This window comes from Ornithinimicrobium sp. F0845 (assembly GCF_023015765.1).
In the GTDB taxonomy this organism is placed as follows: Bacteria; Actinomycetota; Actinomycetes; order Actinomycetales; family Dermatophilaceae; genus Ornithinicoccus.
Genome location: NZ_JALKAL010000007.1, coordinates 251581 through 276606, shown reverse-complemented (window position 1 = coordinate 276606; position 25026 = coordinate 251581). Strand labels below are relative to the sequence as shown.

At 71.5% G+C, this 25026-nt stretch carries 27 protein-coding genes; 22 read left to right on the top strand and 5 right to left on the bottom strand.

Translation table 11 applies throughout. The features are described from left to right. Position 1 precedes the first annotated feature (1 nt). From MWU75_RS12505 to MWU75_RS12425, 17 genes are all read left to right on the top strand, one after another. A complete protein-coding gene (locus MWU75_RS12505) occupies positions 2-592 on the top strand; it encodes a hypothetical protein (RefSeq protein WP_247091136.1) in 591 nt (196 codons plus the stop codon). Further along, the gene (locus tag MWU75_RS12500) at positions 589-993 is read left to right on the top strand and encodes a YchJ family metal-binding protein (RefSeq protein ID WP_247091134.1); all 405 of its coding nucleotides are present in this window, start codon (positions 589-591) and stop codon (positions 991-993) included. The genes MWU75_RS12505 and MWU75_RS12500 overlap by 4 nt, the downstream gene beginning before the upstream one ends. Before the next feature lie 151 nt (positions 994-1144). Beyond that, positions 1145-2353: an amidohydrolase gene (locus MWU75_RS12495; RefSeq protein WP_247091132.1), complete on the top strand. Its 1209-nt coding sequence runs from the start codon at positions 1145-1147 to the stop codon at positions 2351-2353. Positions 2354-2480: 127 nt separating this feature from the next. Then, positions 2481-3203, top strand: coding sequence for an ANTAR domain-containing protein (locus tag MWU75_RS12490; protein WP_247091130.1), 723 nt, complete (start codon positions 2481-2483; stop codon positions 3201-3203). A gap of 168 nt (positions 3204-3371) precedes the next feature. After that, on the top strand, positions 3372-3659 hold the full coding sequence (locus tag MWU75_RS12485) for a WhiB family transcriptional regulator (protein ID WP_247091129.1): 288 nt from the start codon (positions 3372-3374) through the stop codon (positions 3657-3659). Continuing rightward, complete coding sequence (locus MWU75_RS12480) at positions 3656-4495, top strand: hypothetical protein (RefSeq protein WP_247091127.1); 840 nt, start codon at positions 3656-3658, stop codon at positions 4493-4495. The genes MWU75_RS12485 and MWU75_RS12480 overlap by 4 nt, the downstream gene beginning before the upstream one ends. Positions 4496-4598: 103 nt before the next feature. Beyond that, positions 4599-5270 carry a DsbA family oxidoreductase gene (locus tag MWU75_RS12475; RefSeq protein ID WP_247091125.1) on the top strand — a complete coding sequence of 224 codons (672 nt, stop codon included), beginning with the start codon at positions 4599-4601 and terminating at the stop codon, positions 5268-5270. A 484-nt stretch (positions 5271-5754) separates the two neighbouring features. Further along, positions 5755-6498 carry a GntR family transcriptional regulator gene (locus tag MWU75_RS12470; protein ID WP_247091124.1) on the top strand — a complete coding sequence of 248 codons (744 nt, stop codon included), beginning with the start codon at positions 5755-5757 and terminating at the stop codon, positions 6496-6498. Between the two features lie 55 nt (positions 6499-6553). Further along, complete coding sequence (locus tag MWU75_RS12465; protein WP_247091122.1) at positions 6554-7564, top strand: 1-aminocyclopropane-1-carboxylate deaminase; 1011 nt, start codon at positions 6554-6556, stop codon at positions 7562-7564. A gap of 63 nt (positions 7565-7627) precedes the next feature. Beyond that, positions 7628-9097 carry a HAMP domain-containing sensor histidine kinase gene (locus tag MWU75_RS12460; protein WP_247091120.1) on the top strand — a complete coding sequence of 490 codons (1470 nt, stop codon included), beginning with the start codon at positions 7628-7630 and terminating at the stop codon, positions 9095-9097. A gap of 10 nt (positions 9098-9107) precedes the next feature. After that, positions 9108-9773, top strand: a complete 666-nt coding sequence (locus tag MWU75_RS12455; RefSeq protein ID WP_247091118.1) for a response regulator transcription factor — start codon at positions 9108-9110, stop codon at positions 9771-9773. Between the two features lie 170 nt (positions 9774-9943). Next, entirely contained in the window at positions 9944-10534 is a 591-nt protein-coding gene (locus tag MWU75_RS12450; RefSeq protein ID WP_247091116.1) for a hypothetical protein, read from the top strand. Positions 10535-10878: 344 nt separating this feature from the next. Then, on the top strand, positions 10879-12117 hold the full coding sequence (locus MWU75_RS12445; protein ID WP_247091114.1) for an MFS transporter: 1239 nt from the start codon (positions 10879-10881) through the stop codon (positions 12115-12117). Beyond that, on the top strand, positions 12114-12419 hold the full coding sequence (locus MWU75_RS12440; RefSeq protein ID WP_247091112.1) for an MTH1187 family thiamine-binding protein: 306 nt from the start codon (positions 12114-12116) through the stop codon (positions 12417-12419). Before MWU75_RS12445 ends, MWU75_RS12440 begins: the two co-directional genes overlap by 4 nt. A gap of 39 nt (positions 12420-12458) precedes the next feature. Then, entirely contained in the window at positions 12459-13076 is a 618-nt protein-coding gene (locus MWU75_RS12435) for a GNAT family N-acetyltransferase (RefSeq protein WP_247091110.1), read from the top strand. A gap of 90 nt (positions 13077-13166) precedes the next feature. Next, positions 13167-13709 (top strand): SigE family RNA polymerase sigma factor, encoded by a 543-nt coding sequence (locus MWU75_RS12430; RefSeq protein ID WP_247091108.1) that lies wholly within the window; start codon positions 13167-13169, stop codon positions 13707-13709. After that, positions 13706-14878, top strand: a complete 1173-nt coding sequence (locus MWU75_RS12425) for a hypothetical protein (RefSeq protein ID WP_247091106.1) — start codon at positions 13706-13708, stop codon at positions 14876-14878. The genes MWU75_RS12430 and MWU75_RS12425 overlap by 4 nt, the downstream gene beginning before the upstream one ends. Before the next feature lie 22 nt (positions 14879-14900). On the opposite strand, the gene MWU75_RS12420 is transcribed toward MWU75_RS12425, so the two are convergent. Together MWU75_RS12420 and MWU75_RS12415 are read right to left on the bottom strand one after the other, a co-directional pair. Then, positions 14901-15779 (bottom strand): universal stress protein, encoded by an 879-nt coding sequence (locus tag MWU75_RS12420; protein WP_247091104.1) that lies wholly within the window; start codon positions 15777-15779, stop codon positions 14901-14903. Continuing rightward, positions 15776-17233 carry an amino acid permease gene (locus tag MWU75_RS12415; RefSeq protein WP_247091102.1) on the bottom strand — a complete coding sequence of 486 codons (1458 nt, stop codon included), beginning with the start codon at positions 17231-17233 and terminating at the stop codon, positions 15776-15778. The genes MWU75_RS12420 and MWU75_RS12415 overlap by 4 nt, the downstream gene beginning before the upstream one ends. Before the next feature lie 194 nt (positions 17234-17427). Here MWU75_RS12415 and mgrA point away from each other — a divergent pair, with 194 nt between their 5' ends. Together mgrA and MWU75_RS12405 are read left to right on the top strand one after the other, a co-directional pair. Continuing rightward, positions 17428-18456, top strand: a complete 1029-nt coding sequence (gene mgrA, locus MWU75_RS12410; protein ID WP_247091101.1) for an L-glyceraldehyde 3-phosphate reductase — start codon at positions 17428-17430, stop codon at positions 18454-18456. 126 nt (positions 18457-18582) lie between these two features. Beyond that, positions 18583-19737 (top strand): PASTA domain-containing protein, encoded by a 1155-nt coding sequence (locus MWU75_RS12405; protein WP_247091098.1) that lies wholly within the window; start codon positions 18583-18585, stop codon positions 19735-19737. Positions 19738-19809: 72 nt separating this feature from the next. Here MWU75_RS12405 and MWU75_RS12400 read toward each other — a convergent pair whose 3' ends face one another. Continuing rightward, complete coding sequence (locus MWU75_RS12400; protein ID WP_247091096.1) at positions 19810-20709, bottom strand: EamA family transporter; 900 nt, start codon at positions 20707-20709, stop codon at positions 19810-19812. Beyond that, the gene (thiD, locus tag MWU75_RS12395; protein WP_247091094.1) at positions 20706-21509 is read right to left on the bottom strand and encodes a bifunctional hydroxymethylpyrimidine kinase/phosphomethylpyrimidine kinase; all 804 of its coding nucleotides are present in this window, start codon (positions 21507-21509) and stop codon (positions 20706-20708) included. Before thiD ends, MWU75_RS12400 begins: the two co-directional genes overlap by 4 nt. Before the next feature lie 94 nt (positions 21510-21603). Here thiD and MWU75_RS12390 point away from each other — a divergent pair, with 94 nt between their 5' ends. The 3 genes from MWU75_RS12390 to MWU75_RS12380 all read left to right on the top strand — a co-directional run bounded on the left by MWU75_RS12390 (position 21604) and on the right by MWU75_RS12380 (position 23745). Further along, complete coding sequence (locus tag MWU75_RS12390) at positions 21604-22629, top strand: pyridoxal-phosphate dependent enzyme (RefSeq protein WP_247091092.1); 1026 nt, start codon at positions 21604-21606, stop codon at positions 22627-22629. Between the two features lie 151 nt (positions 22630-22780). Then, on the top strand, positions 22781-23389 hold the full coding sequence (locus MWU75_RS12385) for a biotin transporter BioY (RefSeq protein WP_247091091.1): 609 nt from the start codon (positions 22781-22783) through the stop codon (positions 23387-23389). Continuing rightward, positions 23386-23745, top strand: a complete 360-nt coding sequence (locus tag MWU75_RS12380) for a cupin domain-containing protein (protein WP_247091089.1) — start codon at positions 23386-23388, stop codon at positions 23743-23745. Before MWU75_RS12385 ends, MWU75_RS12380 begins: the two co-directional genes overlap by 4 nt. Before the next feature lie 67 nt (positions 23746-23812). Here the strand turns inward: MWU75_RS12380 and MWU75_RS12375 are convergent, their stop codons facing one another. Next, a complete protein-coding gene (locus tag MWU75_RS12375) occupies positions 23813-24916 on the bottom strand; it encodes a glycosyltransferase (protein WP_247091087.1) in 1104 nt (367 codons plus the stop codon). Between the last annotated feature and the right edge of the window lie 110 nt (positions 24917-25026).

The window sequence follows — 25026 nt, the reverse complement described above, 5'->3', positions numbered from 1 at the left end:
GATGAGTGCAGCGACGGGTGGGGCGACGGGTGGGGCGACGGGTGGGGCGACGGCCGTGGTGCTCCCTCGCCCCGGCGCACGTCTCACCCCGCCGGTCTGGCTCGGCCTCCTGGCCGGGCTCGCGGCGCTGGCACTGACCGCCGTCAGCATCCCGGTGCTGAGCGCCCTCTACGGCGTCTTCGTGCCGATGTCCTTCCTGATCGCGGTCGGCCACGGTGTGGCGCTGGTGCTCGCTCCCTACCGGCCGGGCCTGGCCACGGGTCTGTCGGCGGGCGCGGTGCTGGTCACGGCGGTGTTCACGGTCACCTCCTCCGGGCTGCCCTGGCCGCTGCCGGTGGCGACGATGGTCACCCAGCTGCTCGTCTGTGCTCTCGTCGCGCTGCGCGGTGACCCGGTGCGTGCCGTCACGGCGCTCGCCGTGAGCCTCGCGGCTGCCTGGGCGCCGCTGCTGATCGCGGTGGTGCGCGGGGACCTGTGGTCGATCGGCTTCGGCAACCTGGTGACCTTCGGTGCGGTCGGCGTGCTCGTGACCGGCTCGGCCCTGGTCGCCGGGTCGCTGGTGCCGGGCTCGGCACTACGCTCGGAGCCGTGAGCGCCGTCGGTGGACCAGCGGCCCGGGACTGTCCCTGTGGGACCGGCCGGGCCTACTCCGCGTGCTGCGGCCCCTATGTCGGCGACGGTCAGCCGGCGCCGACGGCGGAGGCGCTGATGCGCTCGCGCTACACGGCATACTCCCTCGGTGTCGATGACCACGTCTTCCGCACCTGGCACCCGCGCACCCGCCCGGCGGACACCGTGCCGGACCCCTCGATCCGCTGGGTCGGGCTGGAGGTGCTGGACGTGACCGACGGTGGTGAGGGCGACGAGGAAGGCTTCGTGAAGTATCGCGCCCGCTGGGCGACCCCCGCGCCCGACGACCAGCGCGGGCAGCTCGAGGAGCGCAGCCACTTCGTGCGGCGCGCCGGCCGTTGGGTCTACCTCGGCCCCGCCTGACCCTGGCCCACCAATTCTTGTAGTGGTTTTGTACGCTCCCCCCGCCTTTTTGTAGTGGTTTTGTAAGCTCCCACGCATTCTTGTCGAGGGTCTGTGCGCGCCCCGCGCTGCTCGACGCGTGGTGGCGCGCGGCTGATGTCAGGATGCCAGGGTGAGCGCACTCCCCGAAGACCTGACCCGCGAGCTGCACGACCTCTACCGGCACCTGCACGCCCACCCAGAGCTGTCCATGCAGGAGCACGCCACGGCGGAGCTGATCGAGCAGCGGATGGGTGACCTGGGCTATCGCACGCTCCGGTGCGGTGGCACCGGCGTGGTGGCCGTGCTGGAGAACGGCGAGGGCCCGGTCGTCGGGTTCCGCGCCGACACGGACGGCCTGCCCGTCGCGGAGCAGACCGGCCTCGACTACGCCTCGCGTGCCCGGGGCACCCTCGCGGACGGGTCGGACGTCCCGGTCATGCATGCCTGTGGCCACGACACCCACGTCACGGCCGCGATCGGTGCGGCGACCCTCCTGGTGCGGAGCCGGGAGGAATGGGGTGGCACGGTCGTGTTCGTCTTCCAGCCGGGCGAGGAGACCGCTGCGGGTGCCGCGGCGATGCTCGCCGACGGGCTGTGGGACATGGCGCCGCGACCCCAGGTGATGTATGCCCAGCACGTCTCCAACGACCTCGCCGGCACGATCCGGGTCTCCAGCGGTCCGGCGATGGCGATGGCCGACTCGTGGGAGGTCACCGTGCACGGGACGGGCGGGCACGCCTCGCGTCCCGCGGACACCGTCGACCCCGTCCTGCTGGCGGCGCACATGGTGGTGCGGCTGCAGAGCGTGGTCTCCCGGGAGGTGCCGGCCCAGAGCCCGGCCGTCGTGTCGGTCGCGACCTTCCACGCCGGCCTGAAGGAGAACATCATCCCGGACCGGGCCGTCTTCACCATCAATGTGCGCACCCTGGACGAGCGGGTTCGAGAGCAGGTCCTGGCCGCCATCCGACGGATCCTGTCCGCCGAGGCGGCAGCCTCCGGGGCGCCGGAGCCGGACGTGCGCGAGCTCTACACCTTCCCGCTGCTGACCAACGACCCGGACGAGACGGTGCACGTCACGGAGGTGCTGGCGGGAGCCATCGGCCCGGACCGGGTCAGGACCCGCCCCGCGCAGATGGGCAGCGAGGACTTCGGGGCGCTCCCGGACGCCCTCGAGATCCCCGGCGTCTACTGGTTCTTCGGAGGCACGCCCCAGGAGGTCATCGACGCACCGGAGCCGACCCCGGCCAACCACTCGCCCTTCTTCGCCCCGACGCTGGAGCCGACCCTGTCCACGGCCGTGACTGCCGCCTACGAGGTGGTCCGCAGTCGTCTGGCGTGAGGCGGGGCGCCGACGAAGCCACGACGAGAATGGTGCGGATGCCGACCAGACCACGACAAACCTGACGCCGCTCCCAGCCCGTCGGCGTACCATGTGCGGGATCCGTGATCGCCTGCCAGGAGGCCCTGTGGAACCGGTCGAGCGCGCCGAGCTGTATGCCGGGATGAGCCGCGAACTCCTCGCCCAGAAGAACGAACCGCTGACCCTGCAGCGGATCGTGGACCTCGCCGTCCAGGTGGTGCCGGGGTGCGACTGGGCCGGGATCTCGCTGCGCTCCCCCCAGTCGCCGGCGGAGCCGGCCGCGTCCACGGACGAGGTGACGCACCGGGCGGACGAGCTGCAGGAGCTGCTGAGCGAGGGGCCCTGCTACGACTCCTCGATCGAGAGCGAGACGCACATCATCCGCGACACCCGCGACGACGAGCGGTGGCCACAGTGGTCCACGCGGGTCGCGGACCTGGGCATCCTCTCGGTCCTCAGCGTGCAGTTGCTCGGCCCGGGGGGCGAGCTCCTGGGCGCCCTGAACCTCTACGCCGGCGCGGTCAGCGCCTTCTCCCGGGACGACCTGGACGAGGCCCACCTGTTCGCCGCCCACGCGGGCGGGGCGCTCGGGGTGTCCCGGCAGGTCGACGGCCTGCGCGAGGCGCTGCGCTCGCGACACCTCATCGGGGTGGCGCAGGGCATGCTCATCCAGCGCTACGACCTCTCCCTCGACCAGGCCTTCGCCGTCCTGTCGCGCCACTCCCAGGACAGCAACACCAAGCTGCGGGACGTGGCCGCCCAGATCGTCGAGGGCGGGCGGCTGCTCGATCAGTCCGAGGGTTTGGTGGCCGCCCCGGACCCGGTCTGACGCATCCGTGCAGGTCAGCGGCTCATCCCGCTGATATGTTGCCGCTCAACGGGATCGCGGTAATACTGGGGGTTCCTCTAGAAGTGGGGTTTGTGATCTGTCGGCCAGTGGTCGCGGATGGACCCCCTCGGGTCCTGGCGATCGGTCGACATGACAGACAGGTTCGCCATGAACAAGACTTCAACGATCCACCCGATGGGCTCGCAGTGGGAGTGGCAGCACGAAGGTCTGTGCCGCACCCGCAGCCCCGAGTTGTTCTTCCACCCCGACGGTGAGCGGGGATCGGTCAAGCGCGCCCGCGAGGCGCGTGCCACGGCGCTGTGCCAGCAGTGCCCGGTCATTGACGCGTGCCGCAACCACGCCCTGGGAGTGCCGGAGACCTACGGCGTCTGGGGCGGCATGACGGAGGAGGAACGCGAGGAGCTGCTGCTGATGGAGACCAGGAGGATCTCGTGACCGCACCCCGGACCGCACTCATCACCACCGTCCGGCGGCAGTATGACGAGCTGGTCGACCAGGTCAGCGGGTTCTCCCTGGGCGTCGACGTCCCCGACTACCACGTCGTCGTCGGATTGGCCGACCGCGCCGTCACCCAGGGGCGCCTGCCCATCACCAGCGACCGCTGGGAGACCCTCATCGCGGGGCTGCCGACGGTCAAGCAGCAGCTGCCGACCGCACAGGCACTGCACCTCGGCATCGAGACCGCGGTCGAGGCCGGCGCCGAGCTGCTCGTCCTGGTCGATGTGACCTGCATCCCCGGCCCGCGGTTCCTGGAGCAGGTCCTCGATCACCTCCGGCAGCACCCAACGGACGGGACGCCGACGCTGTGGACCTCCATGGTGCAGCGACTGCCAGAGGCTCCTCCCCAGGGATACGAGTTCACGCGACTGGACGAGTGGTCCCAGTCCGAGCACCATCCCGGTCCGCTGCCTCCCGGGCTGGGCGACACCCCCCTCGACCCCGACCGGTTCAGCAGTCCCGTCCTGATCATCACCGCCGAGGACCTCGCGTCGGTGGGTGGACTGTGCCCCGAGTATGTCGGCGGGCTCGGTCACGACTCCGACCTCGCCGCTGCGGTGGCCGCCGCGGGCGGGCAGGTCCGACTGGTGCCCGGCGCCACGGCATACCGTCGGCACCTGCCGCCGGAGGCGCCGGACGCCCTGCAGGTGGCCGTGGCCACCCGCGACGCCCACCTCTACCGGGAGCGGTGGGGCCGGGCGCCGGGAGCCCCGTGGTTCACCGACCTGGTCGAGGCCGGCCGGATCCCCCCGGAGGTGGACCTGGCCAGCTGAGGTCAGCACCGCAACCAGGCCCGGCGCCTGCTCACGCACGGTGAGCAGGCGCCGGGTCCGTTGTCCCGGGAATAGTCGGGCCGTCGCCGGTGGTTCCCGGGGCATGACTGCCCCCGCGCCGCGCCGTCCCCTGAAGGTCGACATCTGGTCCGACATCGCCTGCCCCTGGTGCTACATCGGCAAGCGCAAGTTCGAGCGCGCCGTCGAGCGCTTCGCCGCCGACGGACGGGAGGTCGAGGTGGAGTACCACTCCTTCGAGCTCAGCCCGGACACCCCCGTCGACTTCGAGGGCAGCACCACCGAGTACCTCGCCGAGCGCAAGGGCATGCCGGTCGAGCAGGTCGAGCAGATGCTTGACCGGGTCACCCAGATCGCCGGCGCCGTCGGCCTCGACTACGACTTCGACAAGGTCGTGCACACCAACACCCTCCGCGCGCACCAGCTGCTGCACCTGGCCAAGGCCGAGGGTGTGCAGTCCGCCATGAAGGAGCGGCTGCTGCAGGCCTACTTCGTGGAGGGTCGCCACGTGGGTCGCGCCGAGGACCTGGCCGACCTGGCCGCCGAGGTCGGCCTGGACCGGCAGCAGGTGCTGGACGCCCTCGAGTCGGAGGAGTTCCTCCCCGATGTCCGCGCCGACATCGCCCAGGCCCGTACGTACGGCATCTCCGGCGTCCCCTTCTTCGTGGTCGACCAGAAGTACGGCATCTCCGGCGCGCAGGAGACCGACACCTTCGTGCAGGCTCTGACCCAGGCCTGGGACGAGCGGGCCGCCTGATGACCGCCCCCTCCCGACCGAGCACGTCCTCCACCCCGTCGAACGCGTCCTCCACCCCACCGAGCGCGTCGGCTGGCGAGGTTTCGACCCCACCGAGCGCGTCGGCTGGCGAGGTTTCGACCCCACCGAGCGCGCCGGGTGGCGAGGTTTCGACCCCATCGGGCGCGTCGGCTGATGATCTGTCCGGCCTCCGCGACCTTCCGCAGGTCGAGGGCGGGCTGGTCGGCGGCCTCGTCTCTCTCGGCTCCGCCGAGGCGGCCGTCTGCGAGGACGGCTTCTGCTGGGTGCCGGACCCCGGGTCCGAGTAGAGACCGCGGACGGAGTTCCCCCGCTACGCGGGGTAGGCCTGGGCGACGAGACGATCGATCACGGGCCTCCGATTGATCACGCGCCTCCGATCGATGGCGCACCTCCGATCGATCACGCGCATCCCATCGATCACGCCCCATTGACTGGTCTGCTCTTCCGTGCTGCAATATATTGCATGCCGATTCCAGCAACGAGTGCCTCGGTGGCTCGCAACCTGCTGCGTGACGACGTCTACGGGCGGCTGCGCGATGCGATCGTGGACGGCACGTTCGAGCCGGGGGAGAAGCTGCGCGACCTCGAGCTCGCCACGTGGCTGGGCGTGAGCCGCACCCCGGTGCGCGAGGCCCTGCTGCGCCTCCAGCAGGCCGGGCTCGTGGTGGCTCACCCGGGCCGTTCGACCGAGGTCACCGGCCTGGACGCCGCGGCAGTCCGCGACGCCCAGGCCGTCGTGGCGTCGATGCACCAGCTCGCCGTGCGCCAGGCTGTCGGTCAGCTCACGGAGGTCGACCTCGACCAGATGCGCACCGCGAACGAGCGCTTCGCGACGGCCCTGCGGGACGGCGACGTCGACGCAGCCCTGGCCGCGGACGACGCTTTCCACGCGGTGCCCGTGCGGGCAGCCGCCAACCGTGCGGTGATCGCGGTGCTCGACCAGTTCACCCCCACTCTGCGACGGGTCGAGCGACTGCGGTTCGGGTCCCTCGCCGGCCGGGCCTCGGTGGCGCTCCACCAGCAGATGATCGACCTCTGCGCGGCAGGCGATGCCGAGGCGGCGGCGACCGTCTCGCACGACACCTGGTGCACCCTCGAGCCGCTTCTCGACGTCCTGGAGACCGAGGCACCGGGCACCGCCTCGGTGGTCACCGACGCCCCGGACGCGGACGCCGCCGGTGCGTCACGGCATACGGCCATCACCTGACACCCACGAACTGACACCCACGAACTGACACCCACCAGAACTCACGGAGGCACCCATGGCACTGCAGGACTTCGAGCGCTACCCGCTGCTCTTCGGGCCGAGCCCGGTCCACCCGCTCGACCGACTCACCCTGCACCTCGGGGGCGCCCGCATCTGGGCCAAGCGCGAGGACGTCAACAGCGGCCTGGCCTTCGGCGGCAACAAGACCCGCAAGCTGGAGTATCTCGTGCCCGACATCAGGGCCCAGGGTGCGGACACGCTCGTCTCGATCGGTGGCTACCAGTCCAATCACACCCGCCAGGTCGCGGCGCTCGCGGCGCACCTGGGACTCAAGGCCGTCCTCGTGCAGGAGAAGTGGGTCGACTGGCCCGACAGTGTCAACGACCGGGTCGGCAACATCATGCTGTCGCGGATCATGGGCGCGGAGGTGCGGCTCGACCCGTCCGGGTTCGGGATCGGCTTCAAGGACAGCTGGAACCAGGCGCTGGACGACGTGCGGCAGCGCGGTGGCACGCCCTACGGCATCCCGGCCGGCGCCTCCGACCATCCGCTGGGTGGGCTCGGGTTCGCCAACTGGGCGTATGAGGTGGAGCAGCAGGAGCAGGAGCTCGGGGTCTTCTTTGACACGGTCGTCGTGTGCTCGGTGACCGGGTCGACCCATGCCGGGATGATCGCCGGGTTCGCCGGTCAGGACCGCCCGCGCAGGGTCATCGGCATCGACGCCTCCGCCACGCTCGAGGAGACCCGCGAGCAGGTCGCACGCATCGCCCGCCGCACCGCCGAGCTCATCGAGCTGGGGCGGGACCTGCGTGAGGACGAGATCACCGTACTGGAGGGCTGGGCGGGTGACCGCTACGGCATACCAGTGCAGTCCACGCTCGACGCGATCCGGCTGACCGGGTCCCTCGAGGGCGTGATCCTGGACCCGGTCTACGAGGGCAAGTCCATGGCGGGCCTCATCGACCTGGTCACCTCCGGGGAGATCGACAAGGACTCCAACGTCCTCTACGCGCACCTGGGAGGGCAGCCCGCGCTCAACGCCTACAGCGCCCTCTTCACGTCCTGACGTGGACCGATCCACCCGGTCGTGAGCGGGTGGATCGGGCCGGTCGTCCCCTACAGTGAGCCAATGCCGCAGCGCTTCCGGACGGAGATCAGCCGGCCGTGGTCTGTGCGCGTGCGGGTCATCGCGCTGGTGGTGGCGATGCTGACGATCGGCCTGATGGTGGCGGGGGCGGTGGCCTTCACCGTCCAGTTCACCCAGCTCAACCAGCGCATCGAGAGCGAGCTGGTGCAGGAGATCAACGAGGTCCGGGAGATCGCCCGCAACGGGCCGCCGGGGGTCGACGGACCCTACAACGACCTGGGTCAGCTCTTCGAGGCCTATCTGACCGTCTCCATCCCCAACGACTTCGAGTCGATGGTCACCCTGGTCGACGGGCAGGTCGCCTACATCCCCGGCGGTCTCCAGCCCTTCGACCTCAACCAGCCGGCCGTGGTGGCGGAGGCGCTGCGGCGCTACATCCCCGGGCGCGCGGCGATCTTCGACTATCCGGTCGACGGGCACCAGTTGCGCATGATCGTCGCGTCGGTCGCGATCCCCGGGGACAACCGACAGGGCGTCGTGGTCGTCGGGATCGACGCCGGTGTCCAGCGACGGGCGATCTGGAACCAGGTCGGCACCTACGCCCTCGTCGCGCTCGGGGTGATCGTGCTCACCGGTGCCACGGGCTACGTGGTCGCCGGCCGGTTGCTGAGGCCGGTGACCGACCTCGCCGAGGCGACGGCCACCATCGACACCGAGGACCTGACCCAGCGCGTCAAGGTCACCAACGCCGACAACGACGTCGCGCAGCTGGCGCTCACCTTCAACCAGATGCTGGACCGGCTGGAGCGGGGGATGGCCGACCAGCGGCAGTTCCTCGACGACGCCGCGCATGAGCTCCGTACCCCGCTGACCATCATCCGGGGCAACCTGGAGCTGATGGAGGTCGGTGACGCCGAGGACGTCGACTCCACCCGGGAGCTGGTGCTCGACGAGCTGGACCGGATGAAGCGCATGGTCGACGACCTGCTCATGCTCGCCAGGTCCCAGCGTCCCGACTTCATCGAGCTGGCGCCGATCGACGTGCAGCAGCTGGGCCGCGAGATCCAGGACAAGGTGCACCTGCTGAGCGACCACGAGTGGGACACCAGCGTGACCGCCGCGGGCACGGTCGTGGGGGACCGCCAGCGGTTGCAGCAGGCGGCGATCCAGCTCGCGGCCAACGCCGCCAAGTTCTCCGAGCCGCGCACCCGCATCGACGTGCGCGTGGCCTGGGCCCGGCCGACCCACGAGGTGGCCGAGAAGGTCGCCGAGCTCGCGCAGCGCTATCTGGTCATCTCGGTCGAGGACCACGGCGTGGGGATCTCGCCGGAGGAGTCCGAGCGCATCTTCGAGCGGTTCGGCCGCAGCGAGGAGCACCACACGGTGGAGGGGTCCGGGCTGGGGCTGCCGATCGTCGTGGTCATCGCGGAGGCGCACGGCGGCACCGTCACCGTGGAGTCGGCGGTGGGCCTGGGCAGCACCTTCCGCATCTGGATCCCGGCCGAGGTGTGATGCTTGGGCCATGGCAAACATCCTGATCGCCGAGGACGAGGAACGGATCGCACTGTTCGTCGCCAAGGGCCTGCGGGCGGCCGGCTACCAGACCCATGTCGTCGCGGACGGCGTCAGCGCACTGGAGCACGCCTCGAGCGGTGACTACGACCTGCTGGTGCTCGACGTGGGCATGCCGAAGATGGACGGCTTCACGGTGCTGCGCGTCCTGCGCACACTGGAGCACGACATCCCGATCATCATGGTCACCGCCCGGGACGCGGTGACCGACACCGTCGCCGGCCTCGAGGGTGGAGCGGACGACTACCTCACCAAGCCCTTCAAGTTCGAGGAGCTGCTGGCCCGGGTGCGCACGCGCCTCCGGCCCCGCCCCGGGGCGCCCGAGTCCACGGTGCTGAGCCACGGCGACCTCGCACTCGACCTGACCACCCGCGTGGCCACCGTCGGTGACACCCCGGTCGAACTCTCCCCGCGGGAGTTCGCGATGGCGCGGGAGTTCCTCGAGCACCCGGGGCAGGTGCTCTCCCGCGAGCAGCTGCTCTCCCGCGTCTGGGGCTACGACTTCGACGGCGCCTCCAACGTGGTCGACGTCTACATCCGCTACCTCCGCAACAAGCTGGGCGCGGAGCGGTTCGACACCGTCCGGGGCGTGGGATACCGCCTCACCGAGGGCTGATCCCCAGGCAGTATGCCGAGGGGTCCGGCCCTGGTCCGCGCCCCGGTGAGGCTGGTCCTCACCAGGGCCGCTGTGTCACGATGGCGAGCACAGGCCGGTCCGGGGCGTTGATGAGAGTCCTCTCATCGTCGTCTCATGCCGGTGCAACCTTCAGCAGCGAGACTTGAGACATGAAGTTGATCGCCTCCCTCCTCTCGTTGACGCTGGTGGCGGCGCTCAGTGTGTGGTTGTGGCTCGGCCAGGGCCCCTCCGACACCGAGGCCGCAGGCGTCGACCTCACGACCGTGGCCCCCGACTCGAGCGCCGCGGACGACATCCCCAGCCCCGTCGCGGGCAGGGCCGACCCCACGGTCCCTGAGTCGGCACGGGTGATCCCCGGCCTGACCGACGAGCACGCCGCCGCCTTCGTCGGGCTGCAGGCGACCATGGACCTGTGGAAGAACCAGCCGGCGACCGTTCTCTCCGACCCTGACCTGCTGGCCGGTCTGCTGGCCGAGGCCAGGAACCGGGCCGAGTCCGAGGTGGCCGCCGCGCAGGCGGAGGAGGAGCGGCAGGAGGCTGCCGCCGAGAAGGCTCGACAGGAGAGGGCCCGTCAGGAGGAGAAGGCGCGCGAGCAGCAACCGCCGAGGGCCGTGTCCCCCGCGCCCGTCCCCGGGGACGACTGGGACGACGATGACGACGACGATGATGATGACGACGACGATGACGACGATGACTGGGACGACGACGATGACGACGATGACGATGACGACGACCGGTGAGGGCTGAGGACGTCACCGTCTCGCGCTGACCGGCCATCCCGGGCCAGCGCCTCCGCGGTCCCACACCTCGACCCCCACTTCGAGCGCCTTCGGGTCCCACACCTCGACCCCCACACTTGAGCGCCCAGTTGTTCCTCGAGCCGACTGCAGTCGGCCTGAGGAACGCGAAGGCGCTCGAAGACGAGTGGCCGGCCGGGGCCGACGAAGCCGGGCGCCACCAGTGGGGGAATAGGACGCCGCGGCCCGCTCCTTGAACCGAGCAGTGCGCGGGGCCTTGACCCGAGCAGCACGCCGGACAGGGAGGTCCGGACCACCCGAATCTCCCGACCTCCGGAGCCGCACGCATGTCGATCACCCAGGACGCCGCGACGGCGCCGCCCGGCCCCTCGACCCGCACCGCACCCCTGGCCCTGATCACGACGGCCCTGATCGTCGGCGGGTTCGCCATCGGCACCACCGAGTTCGTGACGATGGGGCTGCTCCCACAGATCGCCGAGGGCATCGGTGTCTCCATCCCGAGCGCCGGGCACACCATCTCGGCCTACGCCGTCGGCGTGGTGGTCGGGACCCCGCTGGTGGCCGTGCTCGGCGCGCGACTCCCGCGTCGCGGGCTCGCCCTGGCGCTGATGCTCGTCTTCGCGCTCGGCAACCTGGCCAGTGCGCTCGCCGGCAGCTACGGCGCGCTCGTGCTCGCCCGGTTCCTGGCCGGACTGCCGCACGGTGCCTTCTTCGGGGTCTCGGCGCTCATCGTCGCGGCCTGCGCCCCCGCCCACCAGCGGGGCCGCGCCGTCAGCCGGGTGATGCTCGGCATCCCGATCGCGAACATGGTCGGGGTCCCCGTGGCCACCTGGCTCGGGCAGGAGATCGGCTGGCGCTCGGCATACTGCCTGGTGGCGGCGATTGCCGTGCTGACCCTGGCTCTCGTGGCCCGCTGGGTCCCGGCGACACCCGGCAACCCGCTGGCCAGCGGCCGGCGCGAGCTCGCCGCCCTGCGCAACCCGCAGCTGTGGCTCACCCTGGGCATCGGTGCCGTCGGCTTCGGCGGGATGTTCGCGATGTACTCCTACATCGCCCCCACCGTGACCGAGGTGACCGGCCTGCCCGAGTCCGCGGTCCCGTGGTTCCTGCTGGCCTTCGGGATCGGGGGCGCGGTCGGCAGCCTCGTCGGCGGGTGGCTCGCGGACTGGTCGGTGCTGCGGGGGCTGGTGATGAGCCTGGTCGGAATGGGTGCCGTGCTCGCCCTCTTCACCGTGACGTCCTCGCTGGCCTGGCCGGCAGTGCTGACGGTCTTCCTCGCCTCGGTGATGGCTTCGTCCCTGGTCGTCGTCCTGCAGCTGCGCCTGATGCACGTCGCCGGTGACGCCGAGACCATCGGCGCGGCGAGCAACCACGCCGCGCTCAACCTGGCCAACGCCCTCGGCGCCTGGCTCGGCGGGCTGGTGATCGCCGCGGGCTGGGGCTATCAGGCGGCCAGCTGGGTGGGGGTCGTGCTGTCGCTCGGCGGCCTGGTGTTGCTGGGCCTGTCCCTCCTGCTGCACCGCCGCACCGCCGTCGCGGGCGTCTCTGCGAGGATGGCCGCATGATCGTTGCCATCAGCATCAGCCCCGCGGGAGGGGACGAGACCGGCGGTGTGAGCGAGGCCGTGGCCCGCGCCGTCCAGGTGATCCGCGACTCGGGTCTGCCGTGCGAGACCAACGCGATGTTCACCAACATCGAGGGCGAGTGGGACGAGGTGATGGCGGTGGTCAAGCAGGCCGTCGACGTCGTCGCCGAGTCCTCGCCGCGTGTCGGCCTCGTGCTCAAGGCCGACATCCGCCCGGGGTTCACCGACCAGCTCGGGGCGAAGGTGGAGCGGGTCGAGGCGCACCTGGCTCATCAGGACTGAGCCCGGCTCGTATGCCGTCCCGCAGAGGCGACACCTGACGTGCCGTCCCGAGAGCTCGAGATCGTGCTGCGCTCCACCGACCCGCGCGTCCGGCAGGTGGAGGCGGAGGGGTGGGAGCGCGTCGCCACCTCGTGGGGCGCCCGGCTCGAGATCGACCCGGCGGACCCGGAGCCGTTGGCCCGGCTGCAACGGCTCGTGGGCCGGGCGGACAGCGCCGGCTACGTGCTGCGCCTGGCCCAGCCCGACGACATACGCCAGCTGCTGGCACTGGACGGGCTGACCGCGCCGGACTATCCCGGTGGGGTGGCGACTCGCCACGAGCCGCTGGACAAGGACGCCGCCACGGCACTGCTGCAGCGCGGCCAGGTCTGGGGTGCCTGGCAGGGCGAGACCCTGGTCGCGCTGACCGTGACCCGCAAGCTCGAGCACCGTGTCGAGACCGACTTCACGGCAGTGCACCCCCAACACCGCGGTGGCGGGCTGGGGAGCGCGGTGAAGGCTGCGTCCGTGCTCGCCCACGCCGGGCAGGGCGAGACCCACTTCGGCACGGGGGGCGCGGACAGCAATCTCGCCAGCCTGGCGATGAACCGTGCGGTCGGCTACCAGATCACCGAGAGCTGGCACACCTACCGGCGCAGCCAGGGCGACCACGGGTGACCGGTCAGAGTCGTGACCAGATCGTGACCCGCCGACACAACCTGGGGCCGCCCCGGACCCGTTAGACCACTATGGCCCCAGCCGGAGGTGGTGAGCAGCGTGCAGGTCGATGAGGACTTCCTGGATTTCGTCCGGGCCCGCCAGGACCCGCTGCTGCGGGCCGCGGTGCTGATGTGCGGCAACCACCACCTCGCCCAGGACCTGCTGCAGGACGCGCTCGCCAAGGTGGCCAGTCGCTGGGACCAGGTGCGCCACGGGTCTCCCGAGGCCTACATCCGCCGGATTCTCTATCGCGACGCGATCTCCCACTGGCGCAAGTGGCGCCGCGAGCAGCCGTATGACGTCCACTCACCCGACGGCGACTTCGTCACCCGGCACGCCGGGCCAGACAGAGCCGACGAGTGGGTGGAGGGTGCCGAGGTGCGTGCTGCCCTGGGTGAGCTCGCGCCGCGTCAGCGGGCAGTGCTGGTGCTCCGTTACTACGAGGACCTCCCGGAGGAGCAGATCGCCGAGATCCTCGGCATCAGCCGCGGGACCGTCAAGAGCCAGGCCAGTAGCGCCCTGGCCAACCTGCGCCGGCTGCTGCCGGGGCTGGAGCCGGTGCTGACCGGTGAGGGAGGTGAGCACGCATGACTCGCACGGACCTGCATGAGGTGCTGGACCAGGCGGTGGGCCAGACCCCACGGGTCGACCTGGCCGAGGCCGCCTGGGCCCGAGGCCTCGGGATGCGCCGCCGCCGACGGGCCGCGTTTGCCGGGGGCGGCGCGGTGCTCGCGGCGGCGGCCGTCGCCGGAGCCCTCACGATCTCGGGTGGACTGACCCCGGACGAGGACGTGGCGCCGGCGGTGCCGACCGAGTCGTCGCCGACCCAGACTGACCCCTCGCCGACCGACGGGGCAGAGCTCACCGGGACTCCGGTCCCGACAGGGTCTGCACAGTCCGACGGTGACCCCGCCAGTTGGCGGTTGCTCGATCCGGGCAGTGTGACCGAGGAGTCGCGGACACTACGGGTGGGCGTCACCCGGGCCGCGTGTTCGGGAGGCAGGACCGGCCAGGTGCTCGAGCCGGTCGTGACCGCGGAGGGCGACCGGGTCCTGATCCGGATCGACGTTGAGCCGCTGCCATCGGGCCTCTATGCATGCCCCGGCAACGACGAGGTCGAGGTCGAGGTCGTGCTGGACGAACCGCTGGGCCAGCGTGATCTCTTCGACCTCGCCTGTCAGGACACCGAGTATCGGGTGCCCTGCGACGACCACATCCAGTGGGCCTATCCGCGGGACGAGCCGGTCGAGATCATGGCCGACCCCTATCTCATCGCGACCACGCCGCAGGACTTTGCGGACTGGGGCTCCCACGTGGTCTGGGTCGAGGTCCTCGCCGAGCGTGAGGTCGAGCCTCGCCATCCGGCCTCCCTCCGCGCCGACCAGGCGGCGCGAGAGGTGGATCTCTTCGTGCGGGACGTGCTGTGGTCACACCCGGAGGCCATCACGCCGGTCTCGTGGGATCAGGTCATCACCCTCGAGGTGTCACCGGGGTGGAGCGACGGGCAACCGGCGGTCCTGGAGTCCGACACTCGTCTCGAGGTCGGCCACGAGTACACCCTCGTGCTGGTCGACGCCTATGACGACGGTGAGCAGTATCTCGATCGTCTGCTCGGGAGCGTGACCGAGGTCGAGTCCCGCACGGCTGACGGCGCCTACCAGCTGTACGCCGACCTGGAGAACATCACTCCGGATCCGGACCGGGCGCCGCACCCGGGCGAGGCCTGGGACGCCCGCTTCGTGCGGGTCATGGGGTTCTAGGCCGACGCGAGAGGTTGTGACCTCAGCGCACGACCACCACCGGCACGGGGGCGGCCCGCACGATGCGGCTGCCGGTGGGCCCAAGGAACAGTCGGGTCAGTCGGCCCTCCCGGGACGACCCGACCACGAGCACGTCGTCGGGCTGCCAGACCACCTGGCCGAGCGCCTCGGTCCAGTCGGCTCCCCGGGCCACCGCCTGCTCCACGTCCCCGGGCCGGATCCCGAGGTCAGCCAGTGCCTTGACACCCCGGGTCTGCTCGGTGGTGACGGACTCGACCCACTGGTCAGCGATCAGCCGTTCACTGCGTCCGACACCGGCGGTAAACATGCCCTGGCTGGTCACCGCGAAGGTCACCACGCGCAGCGACGCCCCGGCGCGCTGACACACCTCGGCGGTGCGGCGCAACGCGCGGTGCGAGGGCCGGTCGCCCCGGAAGGCGACCGTCGCCCGCCCGATGACGCCACCGCGTGGGGCGGCGTAGCCGTGGACGCCGATGGCCACCGGGATGGGGGAGGAGTGCAGCAGGGCGTCGGCCGTCGAGCCGATCGCGATCCGGCCCATGTTCCGTGAGGACCCCAGCACGATGAGGTCCGCCCTCCTCCGGGCGGCCTCCCGCTGGAGGGCCGCCGGCGCCGACCGGCCACGCACCCAGGTGACCTCGGCGCGCACGCCGGTGCAGTGCGTGTCGATGAAGGCCCGGGCCCGGTCCGCGGCGACCTTGCCCTGGGAGGCGGCCCACTGCGCATACTCCTTGTCGACCCCCGAGGAGATCGGCGTCGGCCAGGGAGCCGGGACCACGCTCACCACGGCCAGGTCCTGACCGTCGGACCGGGCGAGGGTCGCCGCGAACTCGATCGTCGAGTGGTCGTCCTGCGGGCCGAGCCCGACCAGGACGGTCATGAGATCTCCACGGGCTCGGCCGCTGCCTGTCCAGGGTTCAGCCTCGACTGGCGCCGGCCCCACACCAGGTAGAAGGCGAGCACGATGGCCAGCCAGCTGAGGAAGACGACCCAGGTGAACAGTTCCAGGCCGGACAGGACGTAGACGCACAGGATGACGGTCAGGATCGGGGTGACCGGATAACCCGGCACCTTGAACGGCCGCTCCAGGTCGGGGTTGGTGCGCCGCAGCACGAGCACGCCGATCGCCACCGTGATGAAGGCGCCCAGGGTGCCGATCGAGACGGTGTCCCAGAGGTAGTCGGCCGGCACGAACCCGGCGATGAGGGACACGACGATCGCCACGACGACGGTGTTGAAGTTGGGGGTCAGCGTGCGCGGGTTGACGTGCGCGAACCTGCGGGGCAGCATCCGGTCACGGCCCATGGCGAACAGGATGCGGGTCTGCCCGTAGAGGGTGACCAGGGTGACGGAGAAGATCGAGATGACGGCGCCCGCGGCGAGGATGGTGCCGGCCGTGGAGTTGCCGGTGATGTTGCCGAGGATCACCGACAGGCCGGCGGACTGCTGCTCCGGGTCGGAGAAATCCTCGAGCGGCTGGGCGCCCACGCTGGAGATGGCGACCAGGACGTAGACCGTGATCACGACCAGGAGCGCACCCATGATGGCCCGCGGCAGCGCCTTCTGGGGGTTGCGCACCTCCTCGCCGGCGGTCGAGACCGCGTCCAGGCCGATGAAGGAGAAGAAGATCGTGGCCGCGGCGGCGCTGATCCCGGCGGGCCCGGCGGCCCAGAAGTTGTCGAACCGGTCGGCCTCGAAGGCGGTGAAGGCGATGATGACGAACATGAGGAGGACGCCCAGTTTGATCAGCACCATGATCGTGTTGGCCCGGGCCGACTCGGTGACGCCCCGGATCAGGAGCAGCATGCAGAGGAAGACCAGGACCACGGCCGGCAGGTTGATCAGGCCGGTGGTGTTCTCCTCGAAGGGGATGGGGGAGTAGGAGAGCGCGTCGGGCAGCTGCCAGCCGATCAGGCTGCTGGTGAGCTCGTTGAAGTAGCCGCTCCAGCCGACCGCGACCGCGGAGGCGGCCACGCCGTACTCCAGCAGCACGCAGGCCGCGATGACCATCGCGACGAGCTCGCCCATCGAGTGGTAGGCGTAGGAGTAGGTCGACCCGCTGACCGGGATGGCGCTGGCCAGCTCGGCGTAGCAGATCGCTGACAACCCGGCCGCGAGGCCGGCGACGATGAAGGCGACCACGACGGCCGGTCCCGCGTCCGGGGTCGCCTCCTGCATCACGAAGAAGATGCCGGTCCCGACCGTGGCCCCGACGCCGAACAGCATCAGCGTGAAGGTGCCGATCCTGCGCTGGAGGTGCTCGTCGCTGCCGCCGGCGGTGACCCGGTCCAGCGGCTTGCGTCGCAGCAACTGTTCCCGGAGGCTCACGTTCATCGGCTCTCCCCCATCCGTGCGTCGGCTCATCCGTGATCGGGCTAATGGACTGAACGTAGACCTGTCCGGGCTGAGGTGCATCCCGGTCGGTGGCGGTGACCCGCAGCCACGACGGGGAAGTTCTGTTCGCCTCCCACGCATTCTTGGGGGTGTTCGGTACGCGGGCCCGGCGCGCCCGGGGCAGGATGGGCCACATGTACTCCCCGGACCCCGCGCGCTACGACTCGATGCCCTACCGCCGGACGGGTCGCTCCGGCCTCGACCTGCCGGCCGTGTCGCTGGGGCTGTGGCACAACTTCGGCGACGACGTGCCGTTCGAGCGGCAGGAGCAGGTGCTGCGCCGCGCCTTCGACCTCGGCGTCACCCACTTCGACCTGGCCAACAATTACGGCCCGCCCTATGGCGCGGCCGAGGAGAACTTCGGTCGCCACCTGCGCCGCTCCTTCGCTGGCGTGCGGGACGAGCTGGTGATCTCCAGCAAGGCCGGCTGGGACATGTGGCCCGGCCCCTACGGCCAGATCGGCGGTTCGCGCAAGTACCTGATCGCCAGCCTGGACCAGTCGCTGCAGCGGATGGGGCTGGACTACGTCGACATCTACTACCACCACCGTCCCGACCCCTCGACGCCGCTGGAGGAGACGATGGGCGCCCTCGACGCGATCGTCCGGTCGGGCAGGGCGCTGTATGTCGGGATCTCCTCCTACTCCGCCGAGGCAACCCGCGAGGCGGCGGCGATCCTGGCCGACCTGGGCACGCCGCTGCTGATCCACCAGCCGTCATACTCGCTGCTGAACCGCTGGATCGAGCGGGACCAGCTCCTCGACACCCTGGAGGAGGTCGGCGCCGGCTGCATCGCGTTCTCACCGCTGGCCCAGGGGATGCTCACCGACCGCTACCTGCACGGCATCCCCGAGGGCTCGCGCGCCAGTCAGGGCAAGTCCCTCTCGCCCGACATGCTCACCGAGCAGTCCCTGGCCCACGTGCGGGCGCTGCACGAGCTGGCAGCGGGCCGCGGACAGAGCCTGGCGCAGCTGGCGCTGGCGTGGGTGCTGCGCGACGCCCGGATGACCTCGGTTCTCGTCGGCGCCAGCAGCGTCGAGCAGCTGGAGCAGAACCTGGGGGCCGTGGACCAGCTCACCTTCACCTCCGACGAGCTGGCCCAGATCGAGCAGTATGCCGTGGACGCCGGCATCGACCTGTGGCAGCAGGCCCGCGAGGGGTAGGTCCGCGAGGGTTGAAGGTGCGCAGGTAGGCCCGTCGAGCCGGGTCGCGGGAGGGCCGTCCCGCACGGCCCCTCTGGACATGCGATGGCCAGAGCCGCGAGGATCTGGGTGACGAGGAGGTCCGCTATGACCGACAGACCCTGGGACGAGCCACCGCAGCCCGGTGACGCCGACGTTACCCGCGAGATCCCGCGCCCGGGCTACGGGTCGGCTGGACAGGGAGCCCCGGGCGGCTACCCGGGCCAGGGTGCACCGGGCGGTTACTCAGGCCAGGGTGCCCCGGGCGGCTACCCGGAGCAGGGAACCCCGGGTGGCTACCCGGAGCAGGGAACCCCGGGTGGCTACCCGGACCAGGGAGGACCACCGCCGGACCCCGTGCCAGAGGAAGAGGCCGGGTCGAAGTGGCTGGTCCCGCTGCTCGCCGCGCTCGGTGCGCTCGTGGCCGGTCTGGTGCTGGGCTGGCTGATCTTCTCCGGCGGTGACGACTCCTCAGAGCTTGAGGCTGAGGTCGACCGCCTCACCGCAGCCAACGCCGACCTGGAGGCCGAGGTCGAGGATCTGACAGCCGAGCTCGAGGCGCAGGGGACGGCGGGCGAGGACCGCGTGGCCGAGCTCACCGCCGAGAACGAGGGACTGGCTGCCGACGTCGACGCCCTGACGGAGGAGGTCGCGGGCCTGACGACGGACAACGAGGATCTGACCGAGCAGGTCGCCGACCTGGAGGCGGACAACACCCGGCTCCAGGAGCGCATCGATGAGATCCTGGCGGACTTCGACGAGGCCATGGTCGCGACGCCCGACCTCGTGGGAGGCACCTCCGAGGACGCGGCCACCGTCGCGGAGGAGAACGGCTGGCTCCTGGTGCAGATCCCCTCGGCGACCGATCAGGTCGACGCCGGGACGGTCGTGGCGCAGACCCCGCCGTCCGGCACGCCGATGCTGTCCGGGGCGGCGCTGGTGGTCAGCGTGGCCTCCGAGCCGGACCCGGCCCCCGACCCTGAGGCGGAGACGGTCTTCGACGCCGAGGGGACCGGGCCGGCCACCACCGATGTGGCGGAGCTGGCGGGTGGGACGCGGCACGTGCTGGCCTACTCCTTCACCGGTGACGGGGAGCACACCGTCTCCGTGGTCGATGCCGACGACAACGAGGTGGCTGTGCTCGTGGAGGTCAACGGGACGGCCGAGGGCGCCACCGGGCTGCCGCTGGCGGGCTCCTACCGCCTGCAGGTCGAGACCGGGGACTCCGTGGACTGGAACCTGCGGGTGGTTGCCCTGCCCTGAGCAGCGGTGGAGACGTCTGCCGGTCTACCTCTCCGATTCACCAGCGCCGAACGGTGGGCTGGTGGGCTGGTGCTAGGGCACGACGTAGCCCGGGTCGATGTCGCGGGTCTGCTCCGGCGGGCGGTCGTCCCGGGCGCCGGTGCGCTCGGCGCCGATGCCGGCCGCGACCACGAAGAGGATGCCCACGACCGGGAGCGCCCCGGGCTGCTGGCTGAGGATCACCAGGCCGAGCACCAGCGCCATCGCTGGCTCGAGCGCCATGAGGGTGCCGAAGGAGGCAGTCGTCATCCGGCGGAGCGCCAGCATCTCCAGGGCGAACGGCACCACCGGTAGGAGGACCGCTAGGCCGAGCCCGATCAGCGCGTTCGTCCAGGTCAGGTCGGGGATGACGGAGCCGCCCAGCACGACGGTCGCGACGATCGCGGCTACCGGCATCGAGATCGCCAGCCCCTGCAGCCCGGAGACCGCGTCACCAACCCGCTGGGTGAGCAGGATATAGAGCGCCCAGCAGGCGGCGGCGCCGAGGGCGTAGGCCACGCCGACCGGGTCGACCGTGCTGCGCCACGGCTCGGTGAGCAGCAGCACCCCGACGAGGGCCAGCACCGGCCAGATCACCGCCCGGCGGTTGCGGCTGCGCAGCACCGCCACGCCCAGGGGACCGAGGAACTCCAGCGCGCTCGCGGTGCCGACCGGGATGCGCTCGACGGCAAACATGAACAGGATGGTGATGAAGGCGGTCACCACACCGAGGGCCAGGCAGGCCACCAGGTCCCGCCGCGGGAGCTGTAGGGGGCGTGGCCGCACCAGCACCACGAAGATGAGCCCGGCCCAGGACAGCCGCAGCCAGGCCGCTCCGTCCGGGCCGATGCGGTCGAACACCGAGAAGGCCGCGACGACACCGAGCTGCACGCAGAACATCGAGGCCAGCGCCATGAGCGCCCCGGTGCGGGCAGCCGCCCGCGCGTCCGTCATACGGCCCGCTGGCGCACCACGTCGAAGGGCGCCTGGGAGACCAGGCGCTCCTGGATGCCCGCCGTGACGAACGCCTTGGCCGCCCGGGCGGCCTCCAGCGGGGAGTCACCCAACGCCAGGCGGGCGGCGACGGCGGCAGCCAGCGTGCAGCCGGCCCCGGCCACCTGCACCTCCCCGACCTTGGGGGCGCTGAGGGTCTCGGTGGTCGTGCCGTCGAAGAAGACGTCGACCGCGTCCGGTCCGGGCAGGTTGACCCCACCCTTGGCGAGCACCACCGCACCAGACGTCTCGTGGATGCGGCGCGCGGCCTCGGTGAGGTCCTCGACGCTGCGGATCTGCAGGCCGGACAGCGACTCGGCCTCGAAGTGGTTCGGCGTGACGAACGTGGCCAGCGGCAGCACCTTGGCCTTCAGTGCGGTGTCGGTGTCCAGCGCGGCACCCGGCTCCTGCCCCTTGCAGATGAGGACGGGATCCAGCACGACCTGGCCGAACGGCCGCCGCTGCAGCACCTTGGCCACCGTCTCGATCGTCGCGGGGGTGCCGAGCATGCCGATCTTGGTGACTGACAGCTGGTCCGCGTCGTAGGCCGCGGTGATGGCCTCCAGCTGGTCGGCGATCACCTGCGGCTCGACCGGCACGAACCGATGACCCCAGTCGGCGTTCGGGTCGAAGGAGACGATGCAGGTGAGGGCGACCGCGCCGAACACCTGGTGGGCCTGGAAGGTGCGCAGGTCGGCCTGGGCGCCGGCACCACCGGTGGCCTCCGAGCCGGCGATCGTCAGGGCAACGGGAGAAGTCATCCTCCGATGGTCCCACGACGGCACGCGACCGCGGACCCCCGGACCTCCGAGGCGGTGGTGGACGCACCCTGCGCCGGTGGTCGAGCATGGAGGCATGACCGGATGGCACCGCAACCCCAGGGTCCGCTCCACGGGCTGGCCGAGCACCGACGGCCGAGCGCGGGAGTTCCACCGGACCCTCCCGGGCTACGAGCCGACACCGCTCGTCGACCTGCCCACCCTCGCCGCCGAGCTCGGGGTGGGCAGGGTCCTGGTGAAGGACGAGTCCTCCCGGCTCGGGCTCCCCGCCTTCAAGGTGCTGGGCGCCTCCTGGGCGTGCGCCCGGGTGCTGGACCGGCATCCCGGTGCGGTCCTGGTCACGGCCACCGACGGCAACCACGGGCGGGCGGTCGCCCGGATGGCCCGTCACCTCGGCACCCGGGCCAGCGTGTTCGTCCCCGCGGTGATGACCGAGCGGGCGGCCTCCCTGATCGCCGCCGAGGGGGCCCAGGTCGTGCGGACCGCCGGCGACTACGACCAGACGGTGCAGGCCGCTGCGGAGTATGCCGGGGCGGCCCCTTCGCGAGAGCTGGTCCAGGACACCGCATGGCCGGGTTACCAGGAGGTCCCGGGCTGGATCGTCGAAGGCTATGACACCCTGCTGCAGGAGGTGGACGAGGAGCTGGGGCGTGCCCCGGACCTCGTCGCGGTCCCGGTCGGCGTCGGCTCCCTGGCCCAGGCGGTCGTGGGGCACTACCGCGTCGCCGGCCCGGCCACGACCCGGGTGCTGTCCGTCGAGCCGGACACGGCGGCCTGCGTCCTGGCGAGCCTCGCGGCGGGTGAGCCGGTCGCGGTCCCCACCGCGGCGACGGTCATGGCAGGTCTCAACTGCGGCACGGTCTCGGCCCTCGCCTGGCCCGTGCTGCGTGACGGGTGCGACGCGGCGGTCGTGGTGAGTGATGAGGACGCCCTGGCGGCCTCGACCGATCTGGGGCACCTCGGTGTCTCGTCCGGGCCGTGCGGCGCGGCGACCCTGGCCGGCGTGCGCGCCGCCCTCGGGGACCCCGCCCGCCGGGCCCAGCTCGACCTGCCGGGCGACGCGGTCGTGGTCCTGCTCAGCACGGAGGGGACGATCGGCTGACGAGGTCCGTGCCGACGACCCGACCGACGATGTCCCCTCGAAGCGAAGGTTGCGGACTGATGGTCGGCGTCGTGCTGCCCAGCCCCCTCCAGTACCTGGCGGTAGCCGGGGCGAGATGCCCGTCGCGCGAGCCTGCCTCTACGATCGGCAGATGACTCTCTCGCTCGCCGTCGGACGGCCCACCCTCGCCGACCACGTCATCCCGCGTGCCCTGGTGACCGATGTCGCCCTCGTCGCGGGGGGCGCTGTCCTCACCGGGCTGATGGCCCAGGTGGCCATCCCGCTGTGGCCGGTCCCGATCACCGGGCAGACGCTCGCCGTGCTGCTCGTCGGCTCGACGCTCGGTGCCAGCCGCGGCGCACTGGCGATGCTGCTCTACGCCGCCGTCGGTGTCGCGGGGGTCCCCTGGTTCTCCGACGCCGGGCACGGCGTCGGGGTGCTGCTCGGCTCGACCGGCGGCTACATCGTCGGGTTCGTCCTCGCTGCGGCGCTCACCGGGTGGCTGGCGCAGCGGCAGTGGGACCGCAGGTTCCTGCACGCCGCGGTCACCTTCCTGGCCGGGTCCGGCGTGGTCTTTCTCGTCGGTCTGCCGTGGCTGGCGGTCGTCACCGGCGCCGACCTGGCGCAGACCCTGCAGTGGGGCCTGTGGCCCTTCATCCCCGGCGGCATCGTCAAGGCGCTCATCGCCGCCGCGGTGATCCCCGCACTCTGGAAGGGTGTGCCCCGCCTCGACGCGGCAGCCGGTGGTGACCTGCGGTGACGTCGGCCGGGTTGCCGTTGGCCGAGCCGCAGCGCGCGGAGCCGGTGGACCTGGACACGCTGGGTCGTGAGCTGCTGCAGGAGGCCACGGAACGACCCAACGGGCTGCGCACGCGACCCGTGATCCGGGGCCCGGTGCAGCAGGCGGTCCTGTTCGCGCTGCGCTCCGGCTGCCAGTTGCCGGAGCACGAGGCGCCCCCCGCCGCCACCCTGCAGGTGCTCCGGGGCGAGGTGGTGCTGGTGGCTGGCGAGGAGCGGTGGCCGCTCGGGGCGGGTGATCTGCTGCCGATCCCGACGGCCCGCCACCACGTCGACGCGGTCACCGACACCGTGTGTCTCCTCACCCTGTCCCGGTGAGAGCGCGGAGGTCCGCGGCCCTCGGCTGACGTGGCTGCGCGGGCGCGCACGTGGACAGGCGCAGCACTCAGTTGCGCTCGCTGAGGCCTCCGGGCGTGGTGTTCACGGCCTCGGTCAGGACCGTCTCCAAGGCGACGACAGCCCGCTCGTCGGACAGCTCCTCCGCGGAGGGGAACGCCCCGTCCGCGACCGGGTGGGTCAGCAGGTGAGCCACGAGGTCGGCCATGGCCGGGACGTCACCGTCGGCGATGAGCTCGACCGCCGGCAGTCGCCGCATCCCCTTGACGTCGAAGGACGCCGTGGGGCGTTGCACGGCCAGCGCCTCGACGACCACCCTCGGCAACCCTTCCCGGTCGGCCGTGTGCAGCAGCATCCTTGCCCCCTGCAGTTCCGGGGCGACGGGCACATAGCCGGGGACGGTGACGTCGTCGGCCACGCCGAGCCGCCCGGCGAGCCGGGTGATCTCCGCCGTCAGTGGTCCGCAGCCGAGCATCCGCAGACGGATCGGGGTGCCCCGTCGCCGCATCTCCGCGGCGACCTGGACCGCCAGCCAGGGACGCTTGCGTGGCGTATGCCCACCGACCCACAGGACCACGTTGTTGTCCGGTTGCGGGGAGGCCGGGAACGTCTCCACGGGCAGCCCGACCCCGAACGGCAGGCGGTGCACGGGCAGGTCCGGCGCCCAGCGCGCGAACCACGCCTCGTCCTCGTCGTTGAGGGTGATCACGGAGGAGGTGCGCGGGAGCCCCCACCGCTCCAGCAGCTCCCAGTGCGCCGTTCGTGCCGGACTGGCCTCGCGGAAGCCCAGACCCCGGGCGAAGTAGACGACGGGCACCGGCAGCGCGGCCCGGCGTGCCAGCAGCGCGGCAGTGGAGGTGCTGACGAGCACGACGTCCGCGTCCACCTCCTCGACCCAGCGCCGCAGGTCCTTGCCGGCGCGCAGGTTGGCCAGCTGCCAGCGCTCGGTCACCGACGTCACCACCACGCCCGGCGCCCTCTCCATGGGGGTTCCTGCGGCGTAGTGCACCTCGTGCCCCCGGGACCGGAGGAGGTCACCCACCCGGACGAAGACGGAGTCGAGGTGGGGCCCGCTGCTGGCCAGGATGCCCACCCGTCCGCCGGCTGCCGTGGCACGCCGGAGCCCGTCGGGGGCTCGGGCGTGTGGCGGCATGGGTCAGACCGAGCTGTCGCCAGCGCTGAGCGCCCCGGGGTTCACGGCGCAGGGGACGCCAAAGGCAGTGATCACGCGCCCACTCCCTCGTTTCCTGGACAGGTGAATCA